The sequence below is a fragment of the Asticcacaulis solisilvae genome (genome assembly GCF_052327315.1).
Classification (GTDB): Bacteria; Pseudomonadota; Alphaproteobacteria; order Caulobacterales; family Caulobacteraceae; genus Asticcacaulis; species Asticcacaulis solisilvae_B.
The window spans coordinates 3,031,080-3,054,595 of the sequence record NZ_CP166196.1 but is presented as its reverse complement, the minus strand read 5'-3'; the positions used below and the strand labels follow the sequence as shown (position 1 = coordinate 3,054,595).

Sequence of the window (23,516 nt, the reverse complement as noted above, 5' to 3'; positions counted from 1 at the left end):
GTGGACGACCGGCTCATGGTAAACGGTTCGTTAGCATAAAAGCGCGACACTGCGGCAAAGCCAGAGAATCAAGGTTTCCAATGACCGAATCCTTTATGTCCGACACGGCCGCCCAGGCCCGGTCTCCGCTGTCCCAGGACGACATCAAGCGCCTGGTCCGCAGCACCAACGCCGACGACCGCGCCGTGGCGACGCACAAGATCTGCCGGGTGATGGAACGGGCCGAACTGGGCGATGGCGACCGCGTCGCCGCCCAGGAAATCATCCGCATGCTGGCGCAGGACGCCGCCGAACTGGTGCGCCGGGCCCTGGCCGTGACGCTGCGCACCTCGGAACTGCTGCCGCATGACGTCGCCATGCAGCTGGCGCAGGACGTGACGACCGTGGCCGTCCCCTTGCTGACCCATTCGCCGCTTTTTTCCGACAAGGACCTGGCCGAGATCATCCGCTCGGGCGGCCCTGTGCGCCAGGTGGCCGTCGCCAAGCGCGCCGAGCTGTCCGAGACCGTAACCAATGTCATCGCCGAAAGCGCCGTCGAGGAGGCGGTCGTCGTGGCCTGCGCCAACGACAATGCGCGGTTCTCGGAAAACGGTCTGGGCAAGGTCGTAGACCGGTTCGAGCGTTCGGAAGTGCTGCACAGCGTCCTGGTCAACCGCCACGCCCTGCCGGTGGCGGTCAGCGAGCGCCTGGTCCACCTGGTAAGCAGTGCCCTGCGGCAACAACTGATTACGCGTCACGCCATCAAGCCGGAAACCGCCGTTGAAATCGTCGCCGCGGCCCAGGAACGGGCCACGCTCGACATGGCGGACGCCTCGGGCGCCAGCCACGATCCTCAAGGCCTGGTGCGTCACCTGATTGCCAACAACCGCCTGACGCCGTCCCTGATCCTGCGGGCCCTGGCACGCGGCCATATCGCCTTCTTCGAACACGCCCTGGCGGAATTGTCGAACGTGCCGCATGAACGCACCTGGTTGATGGTGCACGACGCCGGCCCGCTGGGCCTGCGCGCCATCTATGACCGCGCCGGCCTGCCGGCCCGGATGTTCCAGACCTTCCGTATCGCGATGGATACGTGGCGCGGCCTGATGGCCGAGGCGGGCTTCCTGGAGCCGGTGTCCTTCCAGGAGAAGCTGATCGAGCGCTTCCTGACCCAGGTGCCGTTCGCGCCGCGTGAGGACCTGATCTATCTCTACGAACGCCTCGACCGCGACTCGCGCGGGCGTCGCTGGGGCGAATTGCCGATGACGCTGGCCGAGGCCGCATAGCAAAAAAGCCGCTCTTTCGGGCGGCTTTTTCTTTGTCTTGTCGGGAAAGTCAGTTGCCGGACTTGCCGATGGCGTCCAGGTGTTCCTTGACGCGCGATTCAAGGGTTTCGCACAGGATCTTGCCGGTCGGGTTATCGTCGGTCTTGATCTGGTCGCGGACGGCGGCGCGAATGGCGTCGAGGTGGGCGTCGACCAGCTTGCGCGGGGCCAGCATGCGCTTGTCTTCTTCGTCGAGCATCTTGCACAGCGAACCGGCAAGGCGCGTGATCAGCGGATAACCGTAGGTGGTGCCGAGGCCCTTGAGGTCGTGGGCGCGGTAGAACAGTTGCTCGCTGTTCTCCGTCGTATAGCCTTCGTCCTTGATCTGGGCCTGGACATCTTCCAGCTTCTTGACTTCTTCCAGCAGCCAGTCGCCGAACTGCGACGACAGGTCGGCAAGGGCGGCTTCGGCCTTGGCAATGGCTTCGGCGTCGATAGCCCCAAGACGACCGCCAACCTTGGCGCGCAAGGTGTTGGGGACCTGGATAATCTGGGCTTTCTCGATCGGCATAAGCACTCCTGGACGCTCTTACGGTGCGGCTTTGGCTTAACCCTATCCGATGCGGGTTTAAGAAGAGCTAATGTGAATATGGTTTTTTATATAAACTGAGTTAACGCGGACGAGGCAGGATCAAATGAAACTCGGATTTCCAAGCCGCGTAGCGGATTGGCAAGGCAGACCGGCCGCCCGAGTTGATGCGAGGCGCCCCCGCGGCGCTTGAGCGGACACCAAAATGAAAATTCCGAAGTCGCAGACTTCGGCAAGCGCGACTGCGCGCCGCGCACGTTTGCGCGAGCCCCCGCGGCGCTTGAGCGGCTGCTAAGACGCGAACTGCTCGGTGAGCACGCGCTCGTCGTAGCCGTTGCCGGCATCGAACAGAAGCGTCGCCTTCAGGTCTTCGGCCTCGCGGATATCGACGGCCGTGACATCGCGGATTTCGGTGGTGTCGGCCGTGGCGCTGATCGGGCGTTTGTCGATCTCCAGGGCCTCGATGCGAACCTGGGCGCTGTGCGGCAGGATGGCGCCGCGCCAGCGCCGGGGGCGGAAGGCGCTGATGGGCGTAAGCGCCAGCGCCTTGGCGGTCAGCGGGATGATCGGGCCGTGCGCCGACAGGTTATAGGCGGTCGAGCCGGCCGGCGTCGCGACCAGCGCGCCATCGCAGATCAGTTCGTCCATGCGGACGGTGCCGTCTATATGGATTCTGAGCTTGGCGCCCTGGTGGGTCTGCCGCAGCAGCGAGACCTCGTTGAAGGCCAGGGCTTCGTGCACGCTGCCGTCGCGGCGGATGGCGCGCATGCTGAGCGGGCTGATCAGCGTGCTCTCGCTTTTCAGAATGCGGTCCATCAGATTGTCTTCGGCATAGTCGTTAAGCAAAAAACCGACGCTGCCCCGGTTCATGCCGAAGATGGGGATCTGGTCGCGCAGGCAGCGGTGGACGGTCTGCAGCAGGAAGCCGTCGCCTCCCAGCGCCACCACGACGTCGGGCTTGGCTGCCGAGCCGTAGATGGCCTTCAGCCGGGCGCAGGCGGCCTGCGCTTCGGGACGCTCTGATGCGGTAAAGTCGAGGCGCAGCGACATGCGGTCTCCGGAGGTTTCGGCCTCTTTATCGCAGACGGGTTTAAAAAAGCAAAAGAAACAGGCGCCAATCTAAGCGGGTAGCGCCGCCATCAGCTTGCGGCGGGCATCGTTGGCCGGCAGCGAAAAGACCGACAGGACCAGCGGGCGATGGGCCGCGTTGCAGTTCGGCTCGCCATCGTTCGCCGCCTGCCAGTGGGGCAGGAGGCTCAGGAAAACGGCGCGGTCGATATCGAGCGCGCGGCAGGTCATGGCCAGGGGCGTGGCTGACGCGCCCGTCAAAAAGCGTTGCAGGGCCGTGGCTTCGCAGCCGATCGCATTCGCGGCGCCGACCATGAACCTGACCGTGTCGCCGGCGCGCAGCAGTCTGACCAGCCGCAAATTGCGGTGGGTAAGGCCGTCTTCAAGGTTGAGTTTGACGGTGTTGTGGGCCAGCGACAGGCGGGGATTGGCCAGGATCGCCGCGCGCAGCATGATCCGGCTTTCCGACAGGCGCGCCAGAGCGGCCTGGTCTTCGGCGTCGAATTCGAGCCTGTGGTTTTCGGCGAGGGTCAGCAGAACCTCGTCGGAATTGGAGCGGATCAGGGCGCGAATGACGCGCCAGTCGAGACCTGGACGGCCGGCGATCAGCTTGTGGTGCGCTTCCCCCGTGGCGGCGACCAGCGCCAGCAAGGCCTGGGTATCCAGCATGGACAGGCGGGCCTTGAGCAGCGGCGCCGAAATGTCGATCGGCATGCGCGCCAGCTGGACGACCAGGTCCTGTTCCGTGCGGATAGGCGTGGGCGGAAGGCCTTCCAGGGGCAGTGGCGCGGCTTCGGTGCGCACGACATAGAGCGGATGGTTGGCGCGAAAATCCGAAGTCGGGGCGGGAAGGGCGGCTGTCAGAGCATGCATACTCCCGCTGGAAGACGTCTGGTCTTCAGTATTCGGATGTACGATTTTCAACGCCAGCACAGGCCTGTTCTCCAGACAAGCTAAGCCGAATCGGCTCTTCAGATTCAACTCTGACGTGACGTGGTGAACACTTGCTTAACGATGCTGAAAGCCTCGAAAAACATCATTCTGGCGTTTTTGACACATGCGTTAATCTTGTCTCAATCGAAAGTGCATAGGCTACCCTTCCGTAGAGAGTAGAAGGTCCGACAGGTCAGCGCATGTCCGATTCCGAACCGGCCGCCCGTGGAAGTTGGGATAGTGCCCAAGCCGCGTCCGCTTCCCCGGATGAAGCCCCGGCGTTCGCCGTGAGCCCCGACGGCAGCGAAACGCTGCCGCTTAACCGCGATGACGCCAACGTCATCGTCGACCGTCTGCGCGAGACCAAGGTCGATATCACCGGCCGCGCCTTCCTGCTCAAGCTGGATACCCTTATCGTGCGCCTCGGCTCCAAGTGGGAAGCCAAGGCGGACTATGTTTTCGAGCACCTGAAGACGACCTTCGAGCGCGGGTTCGAGGAACCCAACTGGTGCCTCAAGATCAATGACGACGCCTGGATGGCGCTGATGCCGGCGGTCGGATCGCGCAAGGGCGCGCTGGCCATCGCCGATATCTGGCGCGACCTGTGCGGCTTCTTCGTCGGCGACATGTCGTCGGTCGATATTCCGCTTTACGAAGTCACGATCGACGGCGTCGACAGCTTCCGCCTCAGCAAGATCGACCTCAATACCTGGTTCGGCCCGCAAGAGGACGAGCAGGGGCCGGTCAAGGCCCGCGTCGCGGGCAGCGGCGAAGAGGCCGCCGGCAAAGGCCCGGGCAATTCCGGCGTCGGCGCCGCGCCGATCCGCCCGGTGATCGTCGCCGCGACCGTGACCTATGCCGGCCGCAACCTCAAGGTGGCCAGCGCCGCCGAGCCGCTTTTCGAGATGAAGAAGATGGTGATGATCGGTCACCGTCTCGAATCCATGGTCATGGAGCACCTCGACAATACGCTGCTCGACCGCAAGGCCCTGGCCAATCTCGACTGGAACCTGCGTGAACAGATCGACCTGGTGAATATCGACCAGGGCCTGAAGCTGATGCGCATCAAGACGCCGGAACAGCGCAAGATGCTGATGGTCGTGCCGGCGGCGTTCTCGACCTTTGCCTCGGCGCGCGCCCGGACCCGGATCACCACCGAAGTCCAGAAGGCGTCGGTCGAAATGGGCATGAAAGTCCTGTTCGAAGTCCGTGGCCTCGACGGCGTCCCGCCGCACCGCGTGCTCGAAATCGTGTCGATGATCAAGCCGTTCTGCATGACGGTCGTCGGTTCGGTCAGCGCCGACCGCAAGGTCATTTCCACGCTCAACAAGTGCGGCCTGTCGGGTGTCTGCATCGAGTACGACGGCCAGAAGCGCGACGAGGAACAGCTCAAGGACTATCTGTCGGCCCTCAGTGCCGCCGCCAAGGCTTCGGCCGGCGCGTGCATGGTCCAGGGTTTCGACAATTATCGCCAGATGGCCGTGGCGCGGCTGGCCGGGGTCACCCACGCCAGCATGAAAACCGCGGCCCTGATGTCGCCCAAGGGCGCGGCGCATATGGCGCGCAGTGCCGCCGACGCACTCAAGGACACGGCGGCGCCGCTCAGCTCGGCCCTTCCTGAAGCTTAAATCCTGCCGCTAAACGTATCGCAGCTGCCGGGATCGCCGCTGCCGTAGCCGGCGCGGAACCATTTCATGCGTTGTGCCGACGTGCCATGCGTGAAGCTGTCCGGGACCACCGTGCCCTGCGTTTCCTTTTGCAGGGTATCGTCGCCGACCGATGAGGCGGCGTTGATCGCCTCTTCCAGGTCGCCCGATTCCAGCCAGTTCATCTTCGTGTTCGACTGCTTGGCCCACACGCCGGCATAGCAGTCGGCCTGCAGTTCCAGGCGGACCGAGGCGCTGTTGGCGCCGTGGCTGCCGCCGCGATCCTCCATGGCCGCCACCTTGTCGCTGGTGCCGAGAAGCTTTTGTACGTGGTGGCCGACCTCGTGGGCGATGACGTAGGCGCGGGCGAAGTCGCCCTTGGCGCCCAACTGCTGGTCCATGGTGTTGAAGAAGTCGAGGTCGAGATAGACGGTCTCGTCCTCCGGGCAATAGAAGGGCCCCATGGCCGACTGGCCGGTGCCGCAGGCCGTGCCGGTGCCGCCGCTGTACAGCACGATATGCGACGGCCTGTAGGTTTCACCCTGGCTTTTGAAGATGGCGGTCCAAGTATCGTCAGCCGAGGTATGGATGACATCGGCGAAGCGGCAGGTCTCGTCACCCTGCGGGCAGGCGCCGTTGGCGACGTGCTGTTGCGGCGATTGCTGCTGTTGCAGGCTCTGCGTCACGGTCATCGTCGTGCGCGGATCGATGCCGAAGACGAAGTAGCCGATCGCCGCAAGGACAATGGCCCCGATCCCGCCGCCGCCGATGAAATGCGCCGGCCCCAGTCCGCGTCTGTCTTCGACTCCGCTTTCCCGTCCGTCTTCCCAGCGCATATGCGTCTCCTTGTGCTGCCGGCGAACCTATCGCGCCCGTCTTTTCCGGGCAAGACGACCCGAAGAGGGGATGGTCAGCCGGGCCATAAACGGCGCATTATGACCCCGGGGGCGTTGGTTGAAATAGAAACCTGTCCGTTTATTAATTTTCGTTCATGCATGGCCTGTGTTAGCGCTCTGCATCGGTTGTTTCCAAGGATACGTTTTATGCGCGCTCTCCTGCTGGCCGCCTCGGCCCTGACGCTGCCCGGACTTGCCTTTTCCAGCCTGGCTTTAGCCCAGACGCCCGCCTTTCCGGACGGCAAGCTGCCCGACGCGGCGCGTCCGGTCGCCTACCGTCTCGACCTGACCGTCATCCCGGAAAAGGATCGCTTTTCCGGCCACAGTGAAGTCGACATCACGCTGAAGGCCGGGCAAAAATCGCTGTTCATGCACGGCCGCGACCTGAACGTCACAAGGGCGGTCGCCATCCAGGACGGCAAGACGATCGCCGTCACCTGGAAGCAGCTTGATCCGCTGGGCGTGGCGCAGATCACCTTCGCCAGGCCGCTCAAGGCCGGCAAGGTGACGTTGACGTTCGACTATGACGCGCCTTTCGGCGACAATCCGGCCGGCCTTTATCACATCAAGGTCGATAACCAGTGGTACGCCTGGACGCAGTTCGAATCGATCGACGCGCGCGCCGCCTTTCCGTCGTTCGACGAGCCTGGCTTCAAGACGCCGTTCAAGGTGACGCTGACGACGAAGCCGGGCTTCGTTACGGCGTCGAATGCGCCCGAAGTGTCGCACAAGGACGCGTCCGGCGGCCTGGTCACCCACGTCTTCGCGCCCACCAAGCCGCTGCCGACCTATCTGGTCGCCATGGTCGTCGGGCCCTTTGCGGTGGCCGAAGGCGTGGCGCCGCCGACGCCGCAACGCAAATACCCTCTGCCGATCCGCGTCATCGCCACTCAACCCAACAAGGACAAGCTTGACTTCGCGCTCAAGGAAACGCCGTCGATCGTGGCGCACCTCGAAGCCTATTTCAACATGCCGTTCCCGTATCCCAAGCTTGACCAGATCGCTTCGCCGGTCATGCCGGGTGCCATGGAAAACGCCGGCGCCGACGTCTATGGCGACGACATCATCATGCTGGATAAGGGCGCCTCGACCGTCCAGAAGCAGGAATTCGGCATGGTCGTGTCGCACGAGCTGTCGCACCAGTGGTTCGGCGACTATGTGACGCCGGCCTGGTGGGACGATATCTGGCTCAACGAAAGCTTCGCCAACTGGATGGGCTACCGTATCGGCAACGAATGGCGTCCCGATCTCAATATCGGCGTCGGCGCCGTCGACGAAGCCTTTGCCGCCATGGGCACCGACGCGCTCAAGGTCGGCCGCCCGATCCACCAGCCGATCACCAGCAACAGCCAAATCGACGCTGCCTTCGACAGCATCACCTACGGCAAGGGTGGCCAGGTCGTGGCCATGGTCGCCGCCTACCTGGGCGACACCAGGTTCCGCGACGGCGTGCGCCTGCACATGTCGCGTCACCCTTACGGCAACGCCAATTCCGACCAGTTTTTCGGCGCCCTGGCTGACGCGGCCAAGGATCCGCGCGTGCTGACGGCGATGAAGAGCTTCGTCAACCAGCAGGGCCTGCCGGTGGTCGATATCCGCCACCAGGGCGATACCCTGGTCGCCACGCAGTCGCGCTATACGCGGCTTGGCACGACCCAGGCGGCGCAGACCTGGACCATTCCCCTGTGCATCCGTCACGGCGAAACCCGCACCTGCACCCTGATGGACAAGACGACGCAGGCCGTGCCCGCACCGGGCCAGGGCGTCATCCTGCCCAATGCCGGCGGCACGGGCTATTACCGCTTTACGCTCGACGACGCCGATTGGGATGCCGTCATCAAGGCGGGGCCGACGCTTGGCGCCGGCGAAGGCCTGGCGGCCAGCGACAGCCTGTGGGCGCAGTTCCTGGCCGGCAAGGGCCACGCCAGCCAACTGATCGCCTCGGCGAAGTCCATGGCCGCCAACCCGGATTCGAACGTCGCGGTCGATGGTGGCGAGCGCCTGCAGGCCCTGCGCCGTAAGGGCTTGATCGGCGACGACAGCCTCAGTGATTACCGCCGCCTGATGGAGACGACCTACAAGCCGCGCCTCGACGCCATCGGCTTCGACCCGAAGGCCGGCGCCCACGCTTCGGATTCGCCGGATCGCCAGAAGCTGCGCCAGTCGCTGGTCGCCCTGGTATCGGGCGAAGCGCACGACGACGACGTTCGCGCCAGGCTGAAGACGGCGGCCGACGCCTATCTCGGCGGCGATGCTTCGGCGCTCGACCAGGCGTTCGCGTCGGCGGCGCTCAATGCCCGCGTCGAGGACGGCGGACTGGCCGCCGCCCAGGATATGTACAGCCGCATGCTGGCGTCGCAGGACGAAACCTTCCGTCCCAAGGCCCTGCGCGCCGTGACGGCGGGCGCCACGCCCGAAGTCGCGACCTGGGTGATCGCCCAGTTCAACGACAAGCGCCTGCGCAATCCGGACAAGATGACCCTGCTGGCCGGCCTGTTCGCCAGCCACGCCACGCGGGACATGGCCTATGACTGGCTGAAGGGCAATTACGAGAGCTTCTCCAACGGCCTCGGCATCTTCTCGGCCGGACGCCTGGCGTCGCTGCCGGGCGACTACTGTTCCGTGGCCAAGGCCGACGAGATCGACACCATCATGCGCGCCAAGGTCAAGGCTGCCGGCCGCGGTGAGCTGTCGTTCGACCGCATGCTGGAAAACATGCGCGACTGTGGCGTCCTGAAGGACGCGAGGGCCGCGGAACTGGCGGCCGCGCTCAAGGATGCAAAATAACTACTGACACCTTTTTGCGAGCGCTGTCATTAGGTGTACCTTGCGGGAGTCCGTGACGCTGTATGTTGTCACGGATTCGCGTTTTTCGCGTGCTGATCTACCGCCATTCCCAGTTTAGTGGCAAATTAAGGCCTGTGGGACAGAATGGCGCGCATGAGATGCATGAAAGCCACGCTTTCCGCCGGAACGTGGACAATTTGTAATGCGGGTTGCGTTGACGGCACCGTCGGCCTGCCCGTACACCGGATATGAGATAATCGGGGATATAGAGGCATGGTTTTGGGGATGAATGCGCGCATGAAATGGCGCCTGCTGGCGGCTGGCCTTGGCTGCGGCCTCCTCGCGCTGGGCGCTTGCTCGGGCAAGGACGCCAAGAAGAAGGATGCACCGACGCCGCCGTCGCATGCGGTAACGGTAAACTATGCCGTGGTCACCGAAACGACGGCGCCGGTCGCCATCGTCGGCTCCGGTACGGTCAGCGCCTGGCAGGACGTGCCGGTGGGCGCCGAAACCGGCGGCCTGACGGCCGTGGCCCTGCTGGCCGACGAAGGCCAGAGCGTCAAGCAGGGCCAGCCCCTGCTCAAGATGGACGATGTCCTGCTGCAGGCCCAGCTCAAGCAGGCCCAGGCCTCGGCCACCCAGGCGGAACGCGCCTACAAGCGCGCCAAGGAACTCTACGACAAGGGCTACCTGTCGGCGGCCGCCCTCGACCAGGCCGAAGCGACCGAACAGACGACGGCTGCCGCCCTGGCTACGGCCCAGACCCAGCTGTCGCTCGCCACGGTGCGCGCGCCGGTTTCGGGCATCGTCACGCAACGCAAGGCCGTGCTTGGCCAGATCGTCCAGCAGGGCGCCGAGCTGTTCCATATCGTGCGCGACGGCCGCGTCGAACTGAACATGCAGGTTGTCGAAGGCGACCTGCACCACATTACCGCCGGCATGCCGGCCAGCGTCACCAGCGAATCCACCGGCACCGTCGCAGGCAGCGTCCGCATCGTCACGCCGCAGGTCGATCCGTCGACCCGACTGGGTTTTGCCCGCATCTCCGTGCCGTGGTCCTCGGGCCTGCGTCCGGGCATGTTCGGCCAGGGCCGTATCGAAGCCGGCAACCAGACGGTCCTGACGGCGCCTCCGGGTGCCGTGATCTACAGCGCCAATACGCCGGGCGTCTACGTCGTCGGTTCCGACGGCCGCGCGCACTTCCATAAGGTGACCCTGGGCGATCACGTCGGCAACAGCGTCATCCTCAAGGACGGCGTGGTGGCGGGCGACCGCGTGGTCACCACGGGCGCCGGCTTCCTCAATGACGGCGATACCGTGAAGCTCAGTGGCGCTGCCCAGGCCGGCGGAGAGAAGTAATGTCGTCAGAGGACACTCATTCTTCGGCCTACGAACAGGCCGCGCGTGCCTCCGCCGGCGGCGGCGGCTTCCAGATTTCGTCGTGGTCGATCCGCAATCCCATCCCGACCCTGGTCTTCTTCCTGGTGATGACGATCTGCGGCGTCATGGGCTTCCAGTCGCTGCGCATCAACAACTGGCCGGACATCGACTTCCCGATCGTGGTCGTCACGGTCGTCCGTTCGGGCGCGGCGCCGACCGAATTGCAGAACCAGGTCACGCGCATCGTCGAGGACTCGGTCGCGGGGCTGGGCGGCGTGCGCCATACGCAGTCCTACGTCAATGAAGGCGCGTCGACGACGGTCATCACCTTCCAGCTCGATACCGACCTGGAAAAGGATACGAACGACGTACGCAACGCCGTGGCCGGTATCCGCGGCAACCTGCCGTCGGATATCACCGACCCGATCGTGTCGCGCGTCGATAATGCCCAGGGCCAGGCGCTGCTGAGCTATATCATCCGCGCCGACAATATGACGCCGGAACAGCTCAGCTGGTATGTCGACAACGACGTCGCCAAGCGCGTGCTGTCGGTCAAGGGCGTGTCGCAGCTCAACCGCGACGGCGGCGTTGCCCGCGAAATCCGCATCGAACTCGATCCCGCCAAGCTGGCGGCGCAGGGGGTCACCGCTGCCGATATTTCCGGCCAGCTTCGGTCATTCAACGTAAACATGCCGGGCGGCCGCTTCAATTCGGGCACGTCGGAACAGAACATCCGGACCATCGGCGGGGCGACCAGCATCGGGCAACTGGCCGATACGCGCATCACCCTGGCCAACGGCTCGAGCGTCCGCCTGGGCGATCTCGGCAACGTCATCGACACCTGGTCGGAGCCGCGCACCCGTGCGCGCTACGACGGCGCCGAAGTCGTGGGCTTCAATGTCCAGCGTACCCGCGGCACATCGGAATGGAAGGTTGCCACGGGCGTCCGCGCCGTCATCGACAAGCTGAAGGCCGATAATCCGCATATCCGCATAGAACAGGTGGCTTCGTCGGTCGACGACGTGAAGCGCTCCTACGACTCGTCGATGGAGGCCCTGGTCATCGGCGCCATCCTGGCCGTGTTCGTGGTGTGGATGTTCCTGCGCGACGGCCGCGCGACCTTCGTCTCGGCCATGGCCATGCCGATGTCGCTGCTGCCGACCTTCTTCGTCATGAACGTCCTGAACCAGTCGTTCAACGTCGTGACGCTGCTGGCCCTGTCACTGACCATCGGTATCCTGGTCGACGACGCCATCGTGGAAATCGAGAACATCGTCCGCCACATGCGCGAAGGCAAGAAGCCGTATGAAGCCGCCATCGAGGCTGCCGACGAAATCGGCCTGGCCGTCGTGGCGACGACCGCGACCCTTATCGCCGTCTTCGCGCCGACAGGCTTCATGCCGGGTATCGTCGGCCAGTTCTTCAAGAGCTTCGCCATCGCATCGTGCGTCAGCGTCTTCTTCTCGCTGGTCGTGGCGCGGACGCTTACGCCGCTCATGGGCGCCTACCTGATGCGCGACAAGGGCCGGCACGAGGACAAGCCGTTCTGGATGGACGGTTACCAAAACCTGCTGCGCTTCTGCCTGCGCCACAAGCTGCTGGTCGTCATCTTCGGCATCCTGTTCCTTGTCGGTTCGGTCGTGCTGGTCGTGACCATCCCGTCGGATAACATCCCGGCCAGCGACGTGTCGATGTCGGTGATGAACGTGACCCTGCCGCCCGGATCGACGCTCGACGAGAGCGACGCCGTGGTTCAGAAGATCGCCGCCGACCTCAAGACGCATCCTGAGGTCAAGAGCATCTATTCCGTGTCCAACATGGAAACCTCGACCATCACGGTGAACCTCGTTCCGAAGAGCGCCGACTGGATCGTCAAGGGACCGGACGGCAAGACGCAGTTCCATCCGTTCGCGCCGCCGCCGCGCAAGATCAGCCAGGCGCAGTTCGAGCAGGAATTCTCGAAGACGCTCAAGACCTATCCCGGCGTGCGGGCCAGCTTCGGCCAGCAGGGCGGGGGCGGCACCGGCGTGGCCTACATCCTGGTCTCCGACAATGGCGACCTGCTGATGCAGACGGCCGTGGAGCTTCAGCGCGAAATGGCCGGCCTCAAGGAATTGTCGAACGTCAGCTCGGCCGACAACCTGACGCGCCCGGAAATCGAGATCACGCCCAAGCCCGACCAGGCGGCGTTGATGGGGGTTTCGACGGCATCGATCAGCTCGGCGGCGCGCGTCGCCACCATGGGCGACATCGACCAGATCCTGGCCAAGTACAATGACGGCGACCGCCAGATCCCGATCCGTGTCCTGCTGAAATCGGATGCGCGCTCGAACGTCGATAACCTGTCGACCCTGATGGTGCCGACCAAGTATGGGACTTCGGTGCCGCTGACCGCCGTGGCCGACATCCAGTTCGGCGCCGGTCCGATCCAGATCAACCGTATCGACCGTACGCGGTCGGCGACGGTGTCGGCGGACCTGAACGGTGTGCCGAACGGCGTGGCCGACAAAGCGATCAACGATCTGCCGATCATGAAGAAGATCAAGGCTGGCCAGGTTCCGGGCGTCCGCATCGCGGTCAACCCGAACACCGAAGACTTCCTGGAAATGATCCCGAACTTCATGATCGCCATCCTGACGGGTATCGGCCTGATGTACGTCGTGCTGGTCCTGCTGTTCGGATCGTTCAGCCACCCGTTGACCATCCTGCTGGCCTTGCCCCTGTGCTACGGTGGTGCCTTCATCGCGCTGATCGCCTGTCACATGAGCATCTCGATGCCGTCCCTGATCGGCCTGATCATGCTGACCGGTATCGCCGCCAAGAACTCGATTCTGCTGGTTGAGTACGCAATGGTGTCGATCAAGGGCGGTATGGAGCGCACGGCGGCCCTGGTCGAGGCGGCGCGCAAGCGGGCTCGTCCGATCGTCATGACGACGGTCGCCATGGGTGCCGGCATGCTCCCGGTCGCCGTCGGCAACGACAGCTTCCGCCAGCCGATGGCCGTGGCCGTGATCGGCGGCCTGATCACCTCGACCCTGCTGTCGCTGCTGATCGTGCCGGTCATCTACGTGCTGATCGACAAGATGTCGAACTTCTTCGGCAAGATGATCTCGCCGGCCCTGCGGGCCGAGCGCGAGGAGACGCCGGCCGAGTAAGCGCCGGACATTGGAACAGGAAAGCCCTCCGGCAGTGCAGCCGGAGGGCTTTTTGTTGGCTGTGACCACAAAGAACGGACGACAAAAAGAATGCCCGCCTGAGGGGGCTCAGGCGGGCATTCTTTTATCGGTCGGCCTTTGGGTCAGAACTCGTCTTCGTCGGCCGGTTTGGGCAGGGGCGTGATCTTGATCGCCGTGATCTGGTTGCGCTGTTTGCGCATGATCTGGAACTTCCGGTTATAGAAGATGAAGGTCTGTCCGGGTTCCGGAATGGTGCGGGCTTCGTGGATGACCAGGCCGGCCACGGTGACGGCGTGGTCGTCGGGCAGTTCCCAGTCCATGGCGCGGTTGAGGTCGCGGATCGGCATATCGCCGTCGACGTGGATTGAGCCGTCCGACTGCTTGCGGATGGCGGTAAAGACAGCGTCGTGTTCGTCGTCGATCTCCCCGACGATTTCTTCCAGGATGTCTTCCAGCGTGACCAGGCCCTGGAGCGCGCCATATTCGTCGACGACGAGGGCGAAGTGCATCTTCTGGCGCAGGAAGGCGGCCAGCTGGTCCTTCAGGTTGGTGGTGTCGGGGATAAACCACGGTTCGCGCGTGATCGACGCCACATCGACCTTGGACGGATCGCCGCCGGCACGCGCCATCGCGCTCATCAGGTCGCGGGCATGCAGGACGCCGATAATATTTTCGGGATTGTCGCGATACAGCGGGACGCGGGTATGGCTGAAACTGAGCGCCGTCTCGATGATCTGGGGCGGCGGAAGGTCCGCGTCGATCAGCTCGATCTGCTTGCGGTGGACCATGACCTGGCTGACATCGAGCTCGGAAAGATCGAGCACGCCGCGGAACATGTTGCGGTCGCCGCTTTCGACGGCGCCTTCCTCGTGGTGGTATTCGACGGCGCCGCGGATTTCCTCGTGCGCCGCCAGCACGTCGATCTCCATCGACAGCCTGACGCCGAACAGGCGCAGCGTCCCGCGCACGAACCACTGCACGGTCGTGATGATCGGGCCGAGGAAGATGACGACCCACAGGACCGGGCGCGACATGAAGCGCGCCACGTCTTCCGGCTTGGTAATGGCCAGGGTCTTGGGCAGGACTTCGGCGAAGACCAGCACCAGGACGGTCATGATGGCGGTCGAGATGGCCGCGCCCCATGGCCCCGGAATGACCTTGTCGATCGAGATGGTGGCGACCGCCGATGCGCCGATGTTCAGCACGTTCTGCATCAGCAGAATGGCGCCGATCATCTTTTCCTGATCGGTCAACAGGCGGTTTGCGCGCTTGGCGGCCCGGTCGCCGTCGCGTTCCATCTGGTGCAGGCGGCCGCGTGAAGCGGCGGTCAGCGCGGTTTCACCGGCGCTGAACAGGGCCGAGATGCCCAGGATGACGATCAGGATCGGGACGAGGGCCAGCAGTGCAGCGCCTAACATGTGAGCACCTGTGTTGGGGTATTCCAAACGCCGTCCGGCGTTTGGCAAGGGCGACTGCCCGCCGCCGCTGATGCGGCGAGCCTAGCGGCGATTGAGCGGCAAAAATGCCCGCCTAACATCAGACTGTCTCCGTGATGACTGCGCCATCGGTTACGAGGAAATCGCGGATCGATCGCGCATCGACCTTCTTGGCGACGTAGGCGTCACCGATGGTTTTGACCAGAATGAAGGTCAGGGTGCCGCCTTCGGCCTTCTTGTCGCCGGCCATGTGGTGGACCAGGCGGTCGGCGTCGAAAGCTTCGTTCCTGATGTCGGCCATGCGCGTCGGCAGGCCGGCATGTGAGATGGCGGCGACGGCCCGGTCGCGGTCTTCGCCCGAACAGAGGCCCGAGGCGGCCGAATAGCGAAAGGCCTGGGCGGTGCCGATGGCGACGGCTTCGCCATGCAGCAGGACATCGCCGAAGCCGACCTCGGCCTCGAGCGCGTGACCGAAGGTATGGCCCAGATTGAGCAGGGCGCGCTTGCCGCCTTCGCGCTCATCAGCGGCGACGATCTCCGCTTTCATTTCCACGGAACGCGAAATGGCGTACTGCAACGCTTCCGGTTCAAGCGAAATAACGGCGGTGTCGTTGGCTTCCAGCCAGTCGAAGAAGGCACGGTCGCCCAGCAGGCCGTACTTGATGATTTCTGCATATCCGCAACGGATTTCTCGCTCGGGCAGGGTCTTCAGGACGTCGAGATCGCACAGCACCAGGCGCGGTTGCCAGAAGGCCCCGATGAGATTCTTTCCTTTTTCATGATCGATCGCCGTCTTGCCGCCGACGCTGGAATCGACCTGCGCCAGGACCGTCGTCGGGACCTGGATGAAGTCGATGCCGCGCATATAGATGGCGCACGCAAACCCGGTAAGGTCGCCGATGACGCCACCGCCCAGCGCGATGACGACGTCCTTACGATCGAGGCCGAGATCGAGCAGGGCGTCGAGGACGACCTTGAGGCAATCGAACGACTTCGACTGTTCGCCCGCCGGGACGGTGATAACGTCCGTCCGGTAGCCTGCGGCGGCGAACGGCGCGGTCAGGCTTTCGGCATGCAGCGGACCGACATGGCTGTCGGTGACGACGACGAGGCGGCGGTTGGTCAGGAAGGGGGCGATCCAGTGGACGGGATCGGCCAGGAGGCCCTGGCCCACGACCACGTCGTAGGCGCGGAAGCCTTCGCCGGCGACGGGGATGCGGCGGATGTCGGTCATTTGCTCTCTCCGTCGAGGTGGCGTTTCAGGGCGTCGAGCACCAGCTCGAGCGCCCGGGCGTGCGACTGGTCGCCGGTGTCGACAACGATATCGGCCATCTCATAAAGGGGATATCGGGTTTTGACGTGCTCTTTCAGCACGTCGATGGGATCGCGATCCTTGATCAGCGGACGGTGCGGCTTGTTGGCGACCCGGCGCGCCAGCACCTTGATGTCGGTCTTCAGCCACACCGTGATCGCCTTTTCCTTGAGGCGCTCGCGCGTCAGCGGATGGGTCAACGCCCCGCCGCCGGTGGCGAGGATCCGCGCCGGTTCATCTAGAAGCCGGGCGATGACGCGCTGTTCGCCGTCGCGGAAACCGACCTCGCCGAATTCGGCGAAGATGTCGGCTATGCTGCGGCCGGCGGCCTTTTCGATCTCTTCGTCGGCGTCAACGAAGGGCAGATGGAAATGGTCGGCCAAGCGGCGACCGATGGTCGTCTTGCCGACGCCCATCAATCCGACGAGCGCCACGGTGCGGGGAAGGGTAAAGGTCGGGCGTGCCGCCGTTTCCGGAGGCGCCGGTTCAGGCGGAGGCGTCATCGGTCAGAGCGCCGCCGCTCGCAAAAAGACGTTACGAGTCATGGCCGAACTTTACACGATATTAGGGCGCCAAGGCCAGAGTTAAGGGAAGATTCATTATGTTCACCCTTTTGGCGCCTCATGTCCGGCTTCGATCCTGTCCGCCAGTTCCTGCAGATGATGACCGTCGAGCGCAACGCCGCGCGTCCGACGCTGGAAGCCTATGGCCGCGACCTTGATGACCTGGCCGAGACGCTCGGGGTTTCGCCGCAGGGCCTGCCCGGGTTGAACGAAGCGGATATCGCCCGCTATTTCGCCGATCTCGACGCGCGCGGTCTCAAGTCGAGCTCGATGCAGCGCAAGCGCTCGGCCGTGCGGCAATTCTATCGTTTCTGTGTCCAGGAAGGCCTTTCGGCGTCCGACCCGTCGCGAAAGATCGCCGCGGCCAGGAAGGGCGTGACATTGCCCAAGATATTGAGCCGCGACGAGATCGAGGGCCTGATCGAGGCCGCTGGCCTGAAAGACATAAGCCAGGCGATCCGCCTCCGCTGCTTGATCGAGATGGCCTATGCCTCGGGCATGCGGATTTCGGAACTGGTATCGCTCAGGCTCGACGCGGTCGTGCGCGATCCGGCCTTTCTGATCGTCAAGGGCAAGGGGGGCGTCGAGCGGCTGGTGCCGCTCAATCCGCCGGCGCGCGCCGCGATCAAGGCCTATCTCGATATCCGTGGCGGCTTCCTGCAATCGAAGGACCAGACCAATCCGTACCTGTTTGCCTCGCGTGGCGCCGACGGTTACCTGACACGCCGCCGCGTCGGGCAGTTGCTCGACGAGGCAGCGGTAAATGCCGGCATCGACCCCAAACGGGTGTCGCCGCACGTTTTGCGCCATGCCTTCGCCACGCACCTGCTGGAGGGCGGGGCGGATCTCCGGACCGTTCAGACCCTGCTCGGCCATGCCGATATCTCGACGACCCAGGTCTATACCCACGTCGCCAATGAGCGCCTTCGAGAGGTCGTTGAAACGCACCATCCGCTGGCGAAACGGCGAGGCTAATCTTAACAAGACGGGCGACTCCGACTATCTTATGCGGATGTCTCGCATTCAACGTTTGCCCCAGGATACCATCAATCGCATCGCCGCCGGTGAGGTCGTCGAACGCCCGGCGTCGGCCGTCAAGGAACTGGTCGAAAACGCCATCGATGCCGGCGCGCGCCAGATCGACATCCGCTGCGACATGGGCGGGCTGTCGCGCATCCTGATCGAGGACGACGGCTGCGGGATGGATGCCGCCGATCTGCAACTGGCCATCGAACGCCACGCCACGTCCAAGCTCAAGCCGCAGGACGACGGCACCTGGGACCTGCTGCATATCCGTACGCTCGGTTTTCGCGGCGAAGCCCTGCCGTCGATGGGATCGGTGGCGCGCTTGAGCATAACGTCGAAGCCCAGGGGCGGGATCGCCCAGGCGTTGACGGTCGATGCCGGGGTGATTTCGCCGCTCCGGCCTTCGGCGTTCGGCGGCGACCATGGTACGCGCATCGAGCTTTCGGACCTCTTCTACGCCACGCCGGCGCGGCTGAAATTCATGAAGTCCGAGCGCTCTGAAAACCTGGCGATCGCCGAAGAGGTCAAGCGCCAGGCCATGGCGCACGAGGATGTCGGCTTTTCGCTCGAACTCGACGGTAAGAAGTCGCTCAAACTGTACCGTGAGAGCGCTGGGTTCGAAGGCCGGCTGAAGCGGCTGGCGGCAATCCTGGGCGCCGATTTTTCGGAAAACGCCCTGCTGATTGACCAGGCGCGCGAAGACGTGCGCCTGACGGGATATGCCGGCCTGCCGACCTTTTCGCGCGGCAATGCGCTGCATCAGTATCTCTTCGTCAACAACCGGCCGGTACGAGACCGCCTGCTAGCCGGGGCCTTGCGCGCGGCCTATGCCGATTTCCTGGCGCGTGACCGCCATCCGCTGGCGGCCCTGTTCGTCGAAATTCCGCCGGAAGAACTCGACGTCAACGTCCACCCGGCCAAGACCGAGGTCCGCTTTCGCGACCCCAACCTGGTGCGCGGCCTGATCATCGGCGCGCTGAAACACGCCCTGGCCTCGGCGGGGCACCGCGCCTCGACGACCGTGGCGCACCAGACCCTGACGGGATTTCGGGTCGAGCCGGTGCAGCCGACGCTCGGCTTTGCCCGGCCGACGCCTTCGCAACTGGCCGCCGTCCGCCCCTTTATGGCGCCGGAGCCGTTCCAGCCGGCGGGGCGCGTCGAGCCCCTGCCGCAATCGCAGAGCTACGGGCAATGGGGCGTGAGCGAGGCGCCAGCCCCGTTTGCTTCCGGCGCTTTTGCCGACGCGATGACCGCGTCGATTGCGGACGCGCTGATATCCGAAGCGCCGGTGGACGCGGAAACCGTCGCTGAGACGCCCGACGCGTTTCCGCTGGGGGCGGCGCGGGCGCAGATCCACGAAACCTACGTCATTGCCCAGACGGCTGACGGCCTTGTCATCGTCGACCAGCATGCGGCGCATGAGCGCCTGGTCTATGAGCAGATGAAACTCGCCATGGCCGAGGGCCAGGTGACGCGGCAAAGCCTGTTGATCCCGGAAATCGTCGACCTGGAGCGCGAAGAGGTTGTCCGGCTGATGAACAAGGCGTCCGATCTCGAGGCCATGGGGCTGGGCATCGAGGCCTTTGGTCCGACCAGCGTTCTGGTCCGGGATATTCCGGCGCTGCTGGGCGATTGCGACATCGCTGGCCTGGTGCGCGATCTTGTCGACGACCTGACCGAGCACGGCGAATTGCTGGCGCTGAAAGAGCGGATGGCGGAGATTTGCGGCGACCATGCCTGCCGCCACAGCGTGCGCTCGGGCCGGCGCCTGAATGCCGAAGAAATGAATGCGCTGCTGCGCCAGATGGAGGCGACGCCGCATTCCGGCCAGTGCAACCACGGCCGCCCGACCTATGTCGAGCTGAAGCTCAAGGACATCGAAAAGCTGTTCGGCCGGCGGTAGGTACCACCATCACGGCGCTTAAGAGTCCGCACATGGAGCGAAGCGACTAGCGCCGTTGAGGCGCGCAGCCTGCGTGGCGCCAAGCGAGCGAAAGCGAGCTGAACGCAAAACTAAAATGAAGAAGCGACTAGCGCCGTTGAGGCGCGCAGCCTGCGTGGCGCCAAGCGAGCGAAAGCGAGCTGAACGCAAAACTAAAATGAAGAAGCGACTAGCGCCGTTGAGGCGCGCAGCCCGCGCGGCGCCATGTGAGCGCAGCGAACTGAGCGCAAAACAAAAAACGGAGCGAAGCGACTAGGGCCGTTGAGGCGCGCAGCCCGCGCGGCGCCACGTGAGCGCAGCGAACTGAGCGCAAAGCAAAAATGGAGCGAAGCGGCTAGCGCCAACTCAGAATTCACGGCGAGCGCGATCCCGTCGCGCCCGCCGTGCGGCCCCACCCATCAACGCGTCATAGTGGCTTGTCCGACGGCACAAAAAAACCTGCGGCGGAGCCACAGGCGAATAGAAGTCAGTGCGTCAGATTAAGAATGATAAGGCCGAGACCCATCAGCAATCCCCAGGCCTGAACGCTGAGGCCTGCAACGAGCAGGACCTTGAGCGCGTCCTGGCGGCCCTTGGCGGAACGCATGCGCGTCGGCTGTACGAATTGATTGTCCATCACTTAAACCCCTGGTCTGCAACAGTTTTAACCCAAGGCTGGACTGGCAATTCTTATGCCGTTCTTATCTTTACGCCTTGTTAAGGACATATTGTGGATAAGACCGGCGACCCGTCAATAGAAAAAGTTGCCATCTGCGCCAAATTTACCACGCATCAGCTTTTTATGTGAAATTTTTCTTTTTAATTCAATGACTTAATTATTGTAAATTTTTTGTTTAAGGAATAAAACCTGCGCTGCACCGTAGATTTTGGTGTTGATTATTTCCCACACATCTGTGGCAAAATCATCCTCGTCGGCGGCGCGCTCAAAGACAATTGTGGCGTTTTCGGACAGCCAGTTGCCCTTAATGAGACAGTCGAGCGCAGCCTCTCCCAGGCCCTTGCGATAGGGCGGATCAAGGAAAATCAGATCGAACGCTTCCGCCTGGCCGCCGGGACGGACACCCAGTTGGGTGGCATCGCGACGGTGGACGCGCGTATTTCCGAACAGGCCGAAAGATTCGACATTGTCGCGGATGGCGCCGCGGGCCGCTTCGTCGGTCTCGACGAACAGGCAGAAGCCCGCGCCGCGTGACAGGGCTTCGAACCCCAGTGCGCCTGATCCGGCGAACACGTCCATGACGCGCGCGCCGTCGAGATCGGGCGCCCATTCGGCATGCGCCAGCACATTGAAGACGGCCTCACGTGCGCGGTCCGAGGTCGGGCGCGTGTTGCGCCCGTCCGGTGTCACGATCGGCCGGCCCTTGAACTGTCCCCCGACGATCCGCATCAGGAGTCGGTCGGGCGGCGCGGCTTGAAGCCACCTGGCTTGCCGCCAAAAGGCTTGCCGCCGGGCTTACCGCCAAAGCCACCCGGCTTTCCGGCCGGTTTGCCACGGAAGGGACGGTCGCCGCCTTCGGCGCGTGGCTTGAAGGCCTTCTTTTCGCCGCCACCGAATTCGCGCTTGGCGCGTTCGTAGGCGCCGGCCTCGTCGAGATCGCGGCGCGGCGCGCGGTCGTCACGCCGGCTATCGGGACGACCTTCGGGACGGGGCTTCCACTCGCGCTTTTCGCCGCCACTCCTGTCGTCCCGCGGCTTGAAACGGGCAGGGCGGTCTCCGCCCTCGGCCCGTGGCTTCCACTCACGCTTTTCACCGTCGGCGGACGCGGGGCGTTCGCCACGGGGTGTCCAGGGCTTCTTGTCGCCGTAAGGCTTCTTGTCATAACCGCCTTCGCCACGCGGCTTGAAGCGCGGAGCCGGCCGGTCGCCACGGCCTTCGCCGCGATCCTGACCTTCGGCGCGCGGCTTCCATTCGCGGCGCGGGGCACCGTCTTCCGAGCGCTCCGGACGGGGTGTCCAGGCCCTTTTCTCACCATAAGCCTTCTTCTCACCATAAGGCTTGTCGCCATACGGCTTCCTGTCGCCGTGCGCCGCGTCGCCCCGCGGCTTGAAGCGCGGCGCGGGACGTTCGCTATTGCCATCGCCTTCCGAACGCGGTTTCCACTCACGGCGCGGGGCGCCATCGCGGCTGCCACCTTCGGTCCGGGGCTTGAAGCGGGCCGGACGGTCGTCGCGGGCTTCGCCACGATCAGAGCCTTCCGCACGCGGCTTCCATTCGCGGCGTGGAGCGCCGTTGTCGGACCCTGGGCCCGAACGTTCGGGACGCGGTGTCCACGGCTTCTTGTCGCCATAAGGCTTTTTCTCGTAGCCGCCTTCACGCGCCTTGAAGCGCGGCGCGGGCCGGCGGTCGCGGGCCTCGCCGTCGCCTTCGAAGCGCGGACGCTCGTCAAAGTCACGCTCCTTGTATTCGCGGTTCTCGTCGAAGCCCGGGCCGGCATTGCGCTTGAAGCGCGGCTTCTCTTCCCGGGCATCCGTCTTGCGGAAGCGGTCGCCACCGCCGCGGCGGCCTTCCGCCGGCGCGGTCGAACGGGCGCGGGGCGCGTCGCGCGTCTGCGTCGCGGTTTCGGACGGCAGGTTGCGCGGGTCGATCAGGTGCGCCAACTGCTCGCGGATGACGCGCGGGCCGACTTCCTCGACCTCGCCGGATTCGAGATTGCCGAGCAGGAAGGGCCCGTAGGCCAGGCGGATCAGGCGGTTGACCTTGAGGCCGATCGATTCCAGCACCTTGCGGACTTCGCGGTTCTTGCCTTCGGTGATCGAGACGGTCAGCCAGATATTGGCGCGGCCGTCGGCCTTGTCCTGGCGTTTGTCCAGAGTGGCCTCCATCGGGCCGTAGACGACGCCTTCGACGGTCGTGCCGGCCTTGAGGCGGTCGAGTTCGGTCTGGGACGTGTTGCCGAGCGCGCGGACGCGGTAGACGCGGATCCAGGCGGTCGACGGCATTTCCAGCGCGCGCGCCAGTTCGCCGTCATTGGTCAGGAGCAGCAGGCCCTCGGAATTGATATCGAGGCGGCCGACGCTGATGACGCGCGGCAGGGGCTGCGGCAGTTGTTCGAAGACGGTCGGACGGCCCTGCGGGTCCTTGTGCGTCGTCATCAGGCCGACCGGCTTGTGATAGCGCCACAGGCGCGTCGGTTCGGCCTTGCCGATCGGCTTGCCGTCGACCGTGATGACGTCGGTTTGCGAGACGAGGACGGCCGGCGTGTCGAGAATGCGGCCGTTGACGGCGATCTGACCCAGGCCGATCAGGCGCTCGACTTCGCGGCGCGAGGCTAACCCTGCGCGCGCCAGCACCTTGGCGATGCGTTCTCCGGAGTTCTTGCTGGGCGCCTTGCCGGGCTTCTTGTCGCCCTTGCCCTTTTTGAAATCCTTGGCGGGCTTGGCGTTTTCGGCGCCATTCTCGGTGTTGGCGCCATCCATCGACGGGGTGTCACGCTCTCCAGCGTTACTGTCTTCGCTCACGGGGAAACTTTCTCTAAAATTTCGGCATATGCCTTTTTGCTTGACGCCCGGCGCGCGCT

At 64.3% G+C, this 23,516-nt stretch carries 17 protein-coding genes; 7 read left to right on the top strand and 10 right to left on the bottom strand.

Features of this window, described 5'->3' with window-relative positions; genetic code table 11:
• The first annotated feature begins 80 nt into the window (after positions 1 to 80).
• A complete protein-coding gene (locus AB8717_RS14420; RefSeq protein ID WP_443748023.1) occupies positions 81 to 1,265 on the top strand; it encodes a DUF2336 domain-containing protein in 1,185 nt (394 codons plus the stop codon).
• A 49-nt stretch (positions 1,266 to 1,314) separates the two neighbouring features.
• On the opposite strand, the gene AB8717_RS14415 is transcribed toward AB8717_RS14420, so the two are convergent.
• The 3 genes from AB8717_RS14415 to AB8717_RS14405 form a co-directional block, all read right to left on the bottom strand.
• Positions 1,315 to 1,815, bottom strand: a complete 501-nt coding sequence (locus AB8717_RS14415) for an Hpt domain-containing protein (protein ID WP_443748022.1) — start codon at positions 1,813 to 1,815, stop codon at positions 1,315 to 1,317.
• Positions 1,816 to 2,124: 309 nt separating this feature from the next.
• Entirely contained in the window at positions 2,125 to 2,883 is a 759-nt protein-coding gene (locus tag AB8717_RS14410) for an NAD kinase (RefSeq protein ID WP_443748021.1), read from the bottom strand.
• A gap of 69 nt (positions 2,884 to 2,952) precedes the next feature.
• Positions 2,953 to 3,774: a DUF2336 domain-containing protein gene (locus AB8717_RS14405; protein WP_443748020.1), complete on the bottom strand. Its 822-nt coding sequence runs from the start codon at positions 3,772 to 3,774 to the stop codon at positions 2,953 to 2,955.
• 347 nt (positions 3,775 to 4,121) lie between these two features.
• On the opposite strand from AB8717_RS14405, the gene AB8717_RS14400 reads away from it, so the two are divergent.
• A complete protein-coding gene (locus tag AB8717_RS14400; protein WP_443748019.1) occupies positions 4,122 to 5,462 on the top strand; it encodes a hypothetical protein in 1,341 nt (446 codons plus the stop codon).
• Here the strand turns inward: AB8717_RS14400 and ypfJ are convergent.
• Complete coding sequence (gene ypfJ, locus AB8717_RS14395; RefSeq protein WP_443748018.1) at positions 5,459 to 6,316, bottom strand: KPN_02809 family neutral zinc metallopeptidase; 858 nt, start codon at positions 6,314 to 6,316, stop codon at positions 5,459 to 5,461. The two genes, AB8717_RS14400 and ypfJ, sit on opposite strands and share 4 nt — an antisense overlap.
• A gap of 207 nt (positions 6,317 to 6,523) precedes the next feature.
• On the opposite strand from ypfJ, the gene AB8717_RS14390 reads away from it, so the two are divergent.
• The 3 genes from AB8717_RS14390 to AB8717_RS14380 all read left to right on the top strand — a co-directional run bounded on the left by AB8717_RS14390 (position 6,524) and on the right by AB8717_RS14380 (position 13,698).
• Positions 6,524 to 9,163, top strand: coding sequence for a M1 family metallopeptidase (locus AB8717_RS14390; protein ID WP_443748017.1), 2,640 nt, complete (start codon positions 6,524 to 6,526; stop codon positions 9,161 to 9,163).
• A 297-nt stretch (positions 9,164 to 9,460) separates the two neighbouring features.
• Positions 9,461 to 10,522, top strand: coding sequence for an efflux RND transporter periplasmic adaptor subunit (locus tag AB8717_RS14385; RefSeq protein WP_443748016.1), 1,062 nt, complete (start codon positions 9,461 to 9,463; stop codon positions 10,520 to 10,522).
• Entirely contained in the window at positions 10,522 to 13,698 is a 3,177-nt protein-coding gene (locus tag AB8717_RS14380; protein ID WP_443748015.1) for an efflux RND transporter permease subunit, read from the top strand. The genes AB8717_RS14385 and AB8717_RS14380 overlap by 1 nt, the downstream gene beginning before the upstream one ends.
• 143 nt (positions 13,699 to 13,841) lie before the next feature.
• On the opposite strand, the gene AB8717_RS14375 is transcribed toward AB8717_RS14380, so the two are convergent.
• The 3 genes from AB8717_RS14375 to AB8717_RS14365 form a co-directional block, all read right to left on the bottom strand.
• Positions 13,842 to 15,137: an HlyC/CorC family transporter gene (locus AB8717_RS14375; RefSeq protein WP_443748014.1), complete on the bottom strand. Its 1,296-nt coding sequence runs from the start codon at positions 15,135 to 15,137 to the stop codon at positions 13,842 to 13,844.
• Between the two features lie 118 nt (positions 15,138 to 15,255).
• Positions 15,256 to 16,389: a 3-dehydroquinate synthase gene (aroB, locus tag AB8717_RS14370; RefSeq protein WP_443748013.1), complete on the bottom strand. Its 1,134-nt coding sequence runs from the start codon at positions 16,387 to 16,389 to the stop codon at positions 15,256 to 15,258.
• On the bottom strand, positions 16,386 to 16,970 hold the full coding sequence (locus AB8717_RS14365; RefSeq protein ID WP_443748012.1) for a shikimate kinase: 585 nt from the start codon (positions 16,968 to 16,970) through the stop codon (positions 16,386 to 16,388). The genes aroB and AB8717_RS14365 overlap by 4 nt, the downstream gene beginning before the upstream one ends.
• Before the next feature lie 120 nt (positions 16,971 to 17,090).
• Here AB8717_RS14365 and AB8717_RS14360 point away from each other — a divergent pair, with 120 nt between their 5' ends.
• Together AB8717_RS14360 and mutL are read left to right on the top strand one after the other, a co-directional pair.
• Positions 17,091 to 18,005 (top strand): tyrosine recombinase, encoded by a 915-nt coding sequence (locus AB8717_RS14360; RefSeq protein ID WP_443748011.1) that lies wholly within the window; start codon positions 17,091 to 17,093, stop codon positions 18,003 to 18,005.
• Positions 18,006 to 18,042: 37 nt separating this feature from the next.
• Complete coding sequence (mutL, locus tag AB8717_RS14355; protein ID WP_443748010.1) at positions 18,043 to 19,959, top strand: DNA mismatch repair endonuclease MutL; 1,917 nt, start codon at positions 18,043 to 18,045, stop codon at positions 19,957 to 19,959.
• Between the two features lie 505 nt (positions 19,960 to 20,464).
• On the opposite strand, the gene AB8717_RS14350 is transcribed toward mutL, so the two are convergent.
• The 3 genes from AB8717_RS14350 to AB8717_RS14340 form a co-directional block, all read right to left on the bottom strand.
• Positions 20,465 to 20,614, bottom strand: a complete 150-nt coding sequence (locus AB8717_RS14350) for a hypothetical protein (RefSeq protein WP_443748009.1) — start codon at positions 20,612 to 20,614, stop codon at positions 20,465 to 20,467.
• A 195-nt stretch (positions 20,615 to 20,809) separates the two neighbouring features.
• Positions 20,810 to 21,385, bottom strand: coding sequence for a 16S rRNA (guanine(966)-N(2))-methyltransferase RsmD (gene rsmD / locus AB8717_RS14345; RefSeq protein WP_443748008.1), 576 nt, complete (start codon positions 21,383 to 21,385; stop codon positions 20,810 to 20,812).
• Positions 21,385 to 23,457, bottom strand: a complete 2,073-nt coding sequence (locus tag AB8717_RS14340; protein WP_443748007.1) for a pseudouridine synthase — start codon at positions 23,455 to 23,457, stop codon at positions 21,385 to 21,387. The genes rsmD and AB8717_RS14340 overlap by 1 nt, the downstream gene beginning before the upstream one ends.
• Positions 23,458 to 23,516: the final 59 nt, after the last annotated feature.

Coding starts and splice junctions, on each gene's coding strand:
- AB8717_RS14420 (WP_443748023.1), top strand. CDS start 81: ATGACCGAATCCTTTATGTCCGACACGGCCGCCCAGGCCCGGTCTCCG.
- AB8717_RS14415 (WP_443748022.1), bottom strand. CDS start 1,815: ATGCCGATCGAGAAAGCCCAGATTATCCAGGTCCCCAACACCTTGCGC.
- AB8717_RS14410 (WP_443748021.1), bottom strand. CDS start 2,883: ATGTCGCTGCGCCTCGACTTTACCGCATCAGAGCGTCCCGAAGCGCAG.
- AB8717_RS14405 (WP_443748020.1), bottom strand. CDS start 3,774: ATGCATGCTCTGACAGCCGCCCTTCCCGCCCCGACTTCGGATTTTCGC.
- ypfJ (WP_443748018.1), bottom strand. CDS start 6,316: ATGCGCTGGGAAGACGGACGGGAAAGCGGAGTCGAAGACAGACGCGGA.
- AB8717_RS14390 (WP_443748017.1), top strand. CDS start 6,524: ATGCGCGCTCTCCTGCTGGCCGCCTCGGCCCTGACGCTGCCCGGACTT.
- AB8717_RS14385 (WP_443748016.1), top strand. CDS start 9,461: ATGAAATGGCGCCTGCTGGCGGCTGGCCTTGGCTGCGGCCTCCTCGCG.
- AB8717_RS14380 (WP_443748015.1), top strand. CDS start 10,522: ATGTCGTCAGAGGACACTCATTCTTCGGCCTACGAACAGGCCGCGCGT.
- AB8717_RS14375 (WP_443748014.1), bottom strand. CDS start 15,137: ATGTTAGGCGCTGCACTGCTGGCCCTCGTCCCGATCCTGATCGTCATC.
- aroB (WP_443748013.1), bottom strand. CDS start 16,389: ATGACCGACATCCGCCGCATCCCCGTCGCCGGCGAAGGCTTCCGCGCC.
- AB8717_RS14365 (WP_443748012.1), bottom strand. CDS start 16,970: ATGACGCCTCCGCCTGAACCGGCGCCTCCGGAAACGGCGGCACGCCCG.
- AB8717_RS14360 (WP_443748011.1), top strand. CDS start 17,091: ATGTCCGGCTTCGATCCTGTCCGCCAGTTCCTGCAGATGATGACCGTC.
- mutL (WP_443748010.1), top strand. CDS start 18,043: ATGTCTCGCATTCAACGTTTGCCCCAGGATACCATCAATCGCATCGCC.
- AB8717_RS14350 (WP_443748009.1), bottom strand. CDS start 20,614: ATGGACAATCAATTCGTACAGCCGACGCGCATGCGTTCCGCCAAGGGC.
- rsmD (WP_443748008.1), bottom strand. CDS start 21,385: ATGCGGATCGTCGGGGGACAGTTCAAGGGCCGGCCGATCGTGACACCG.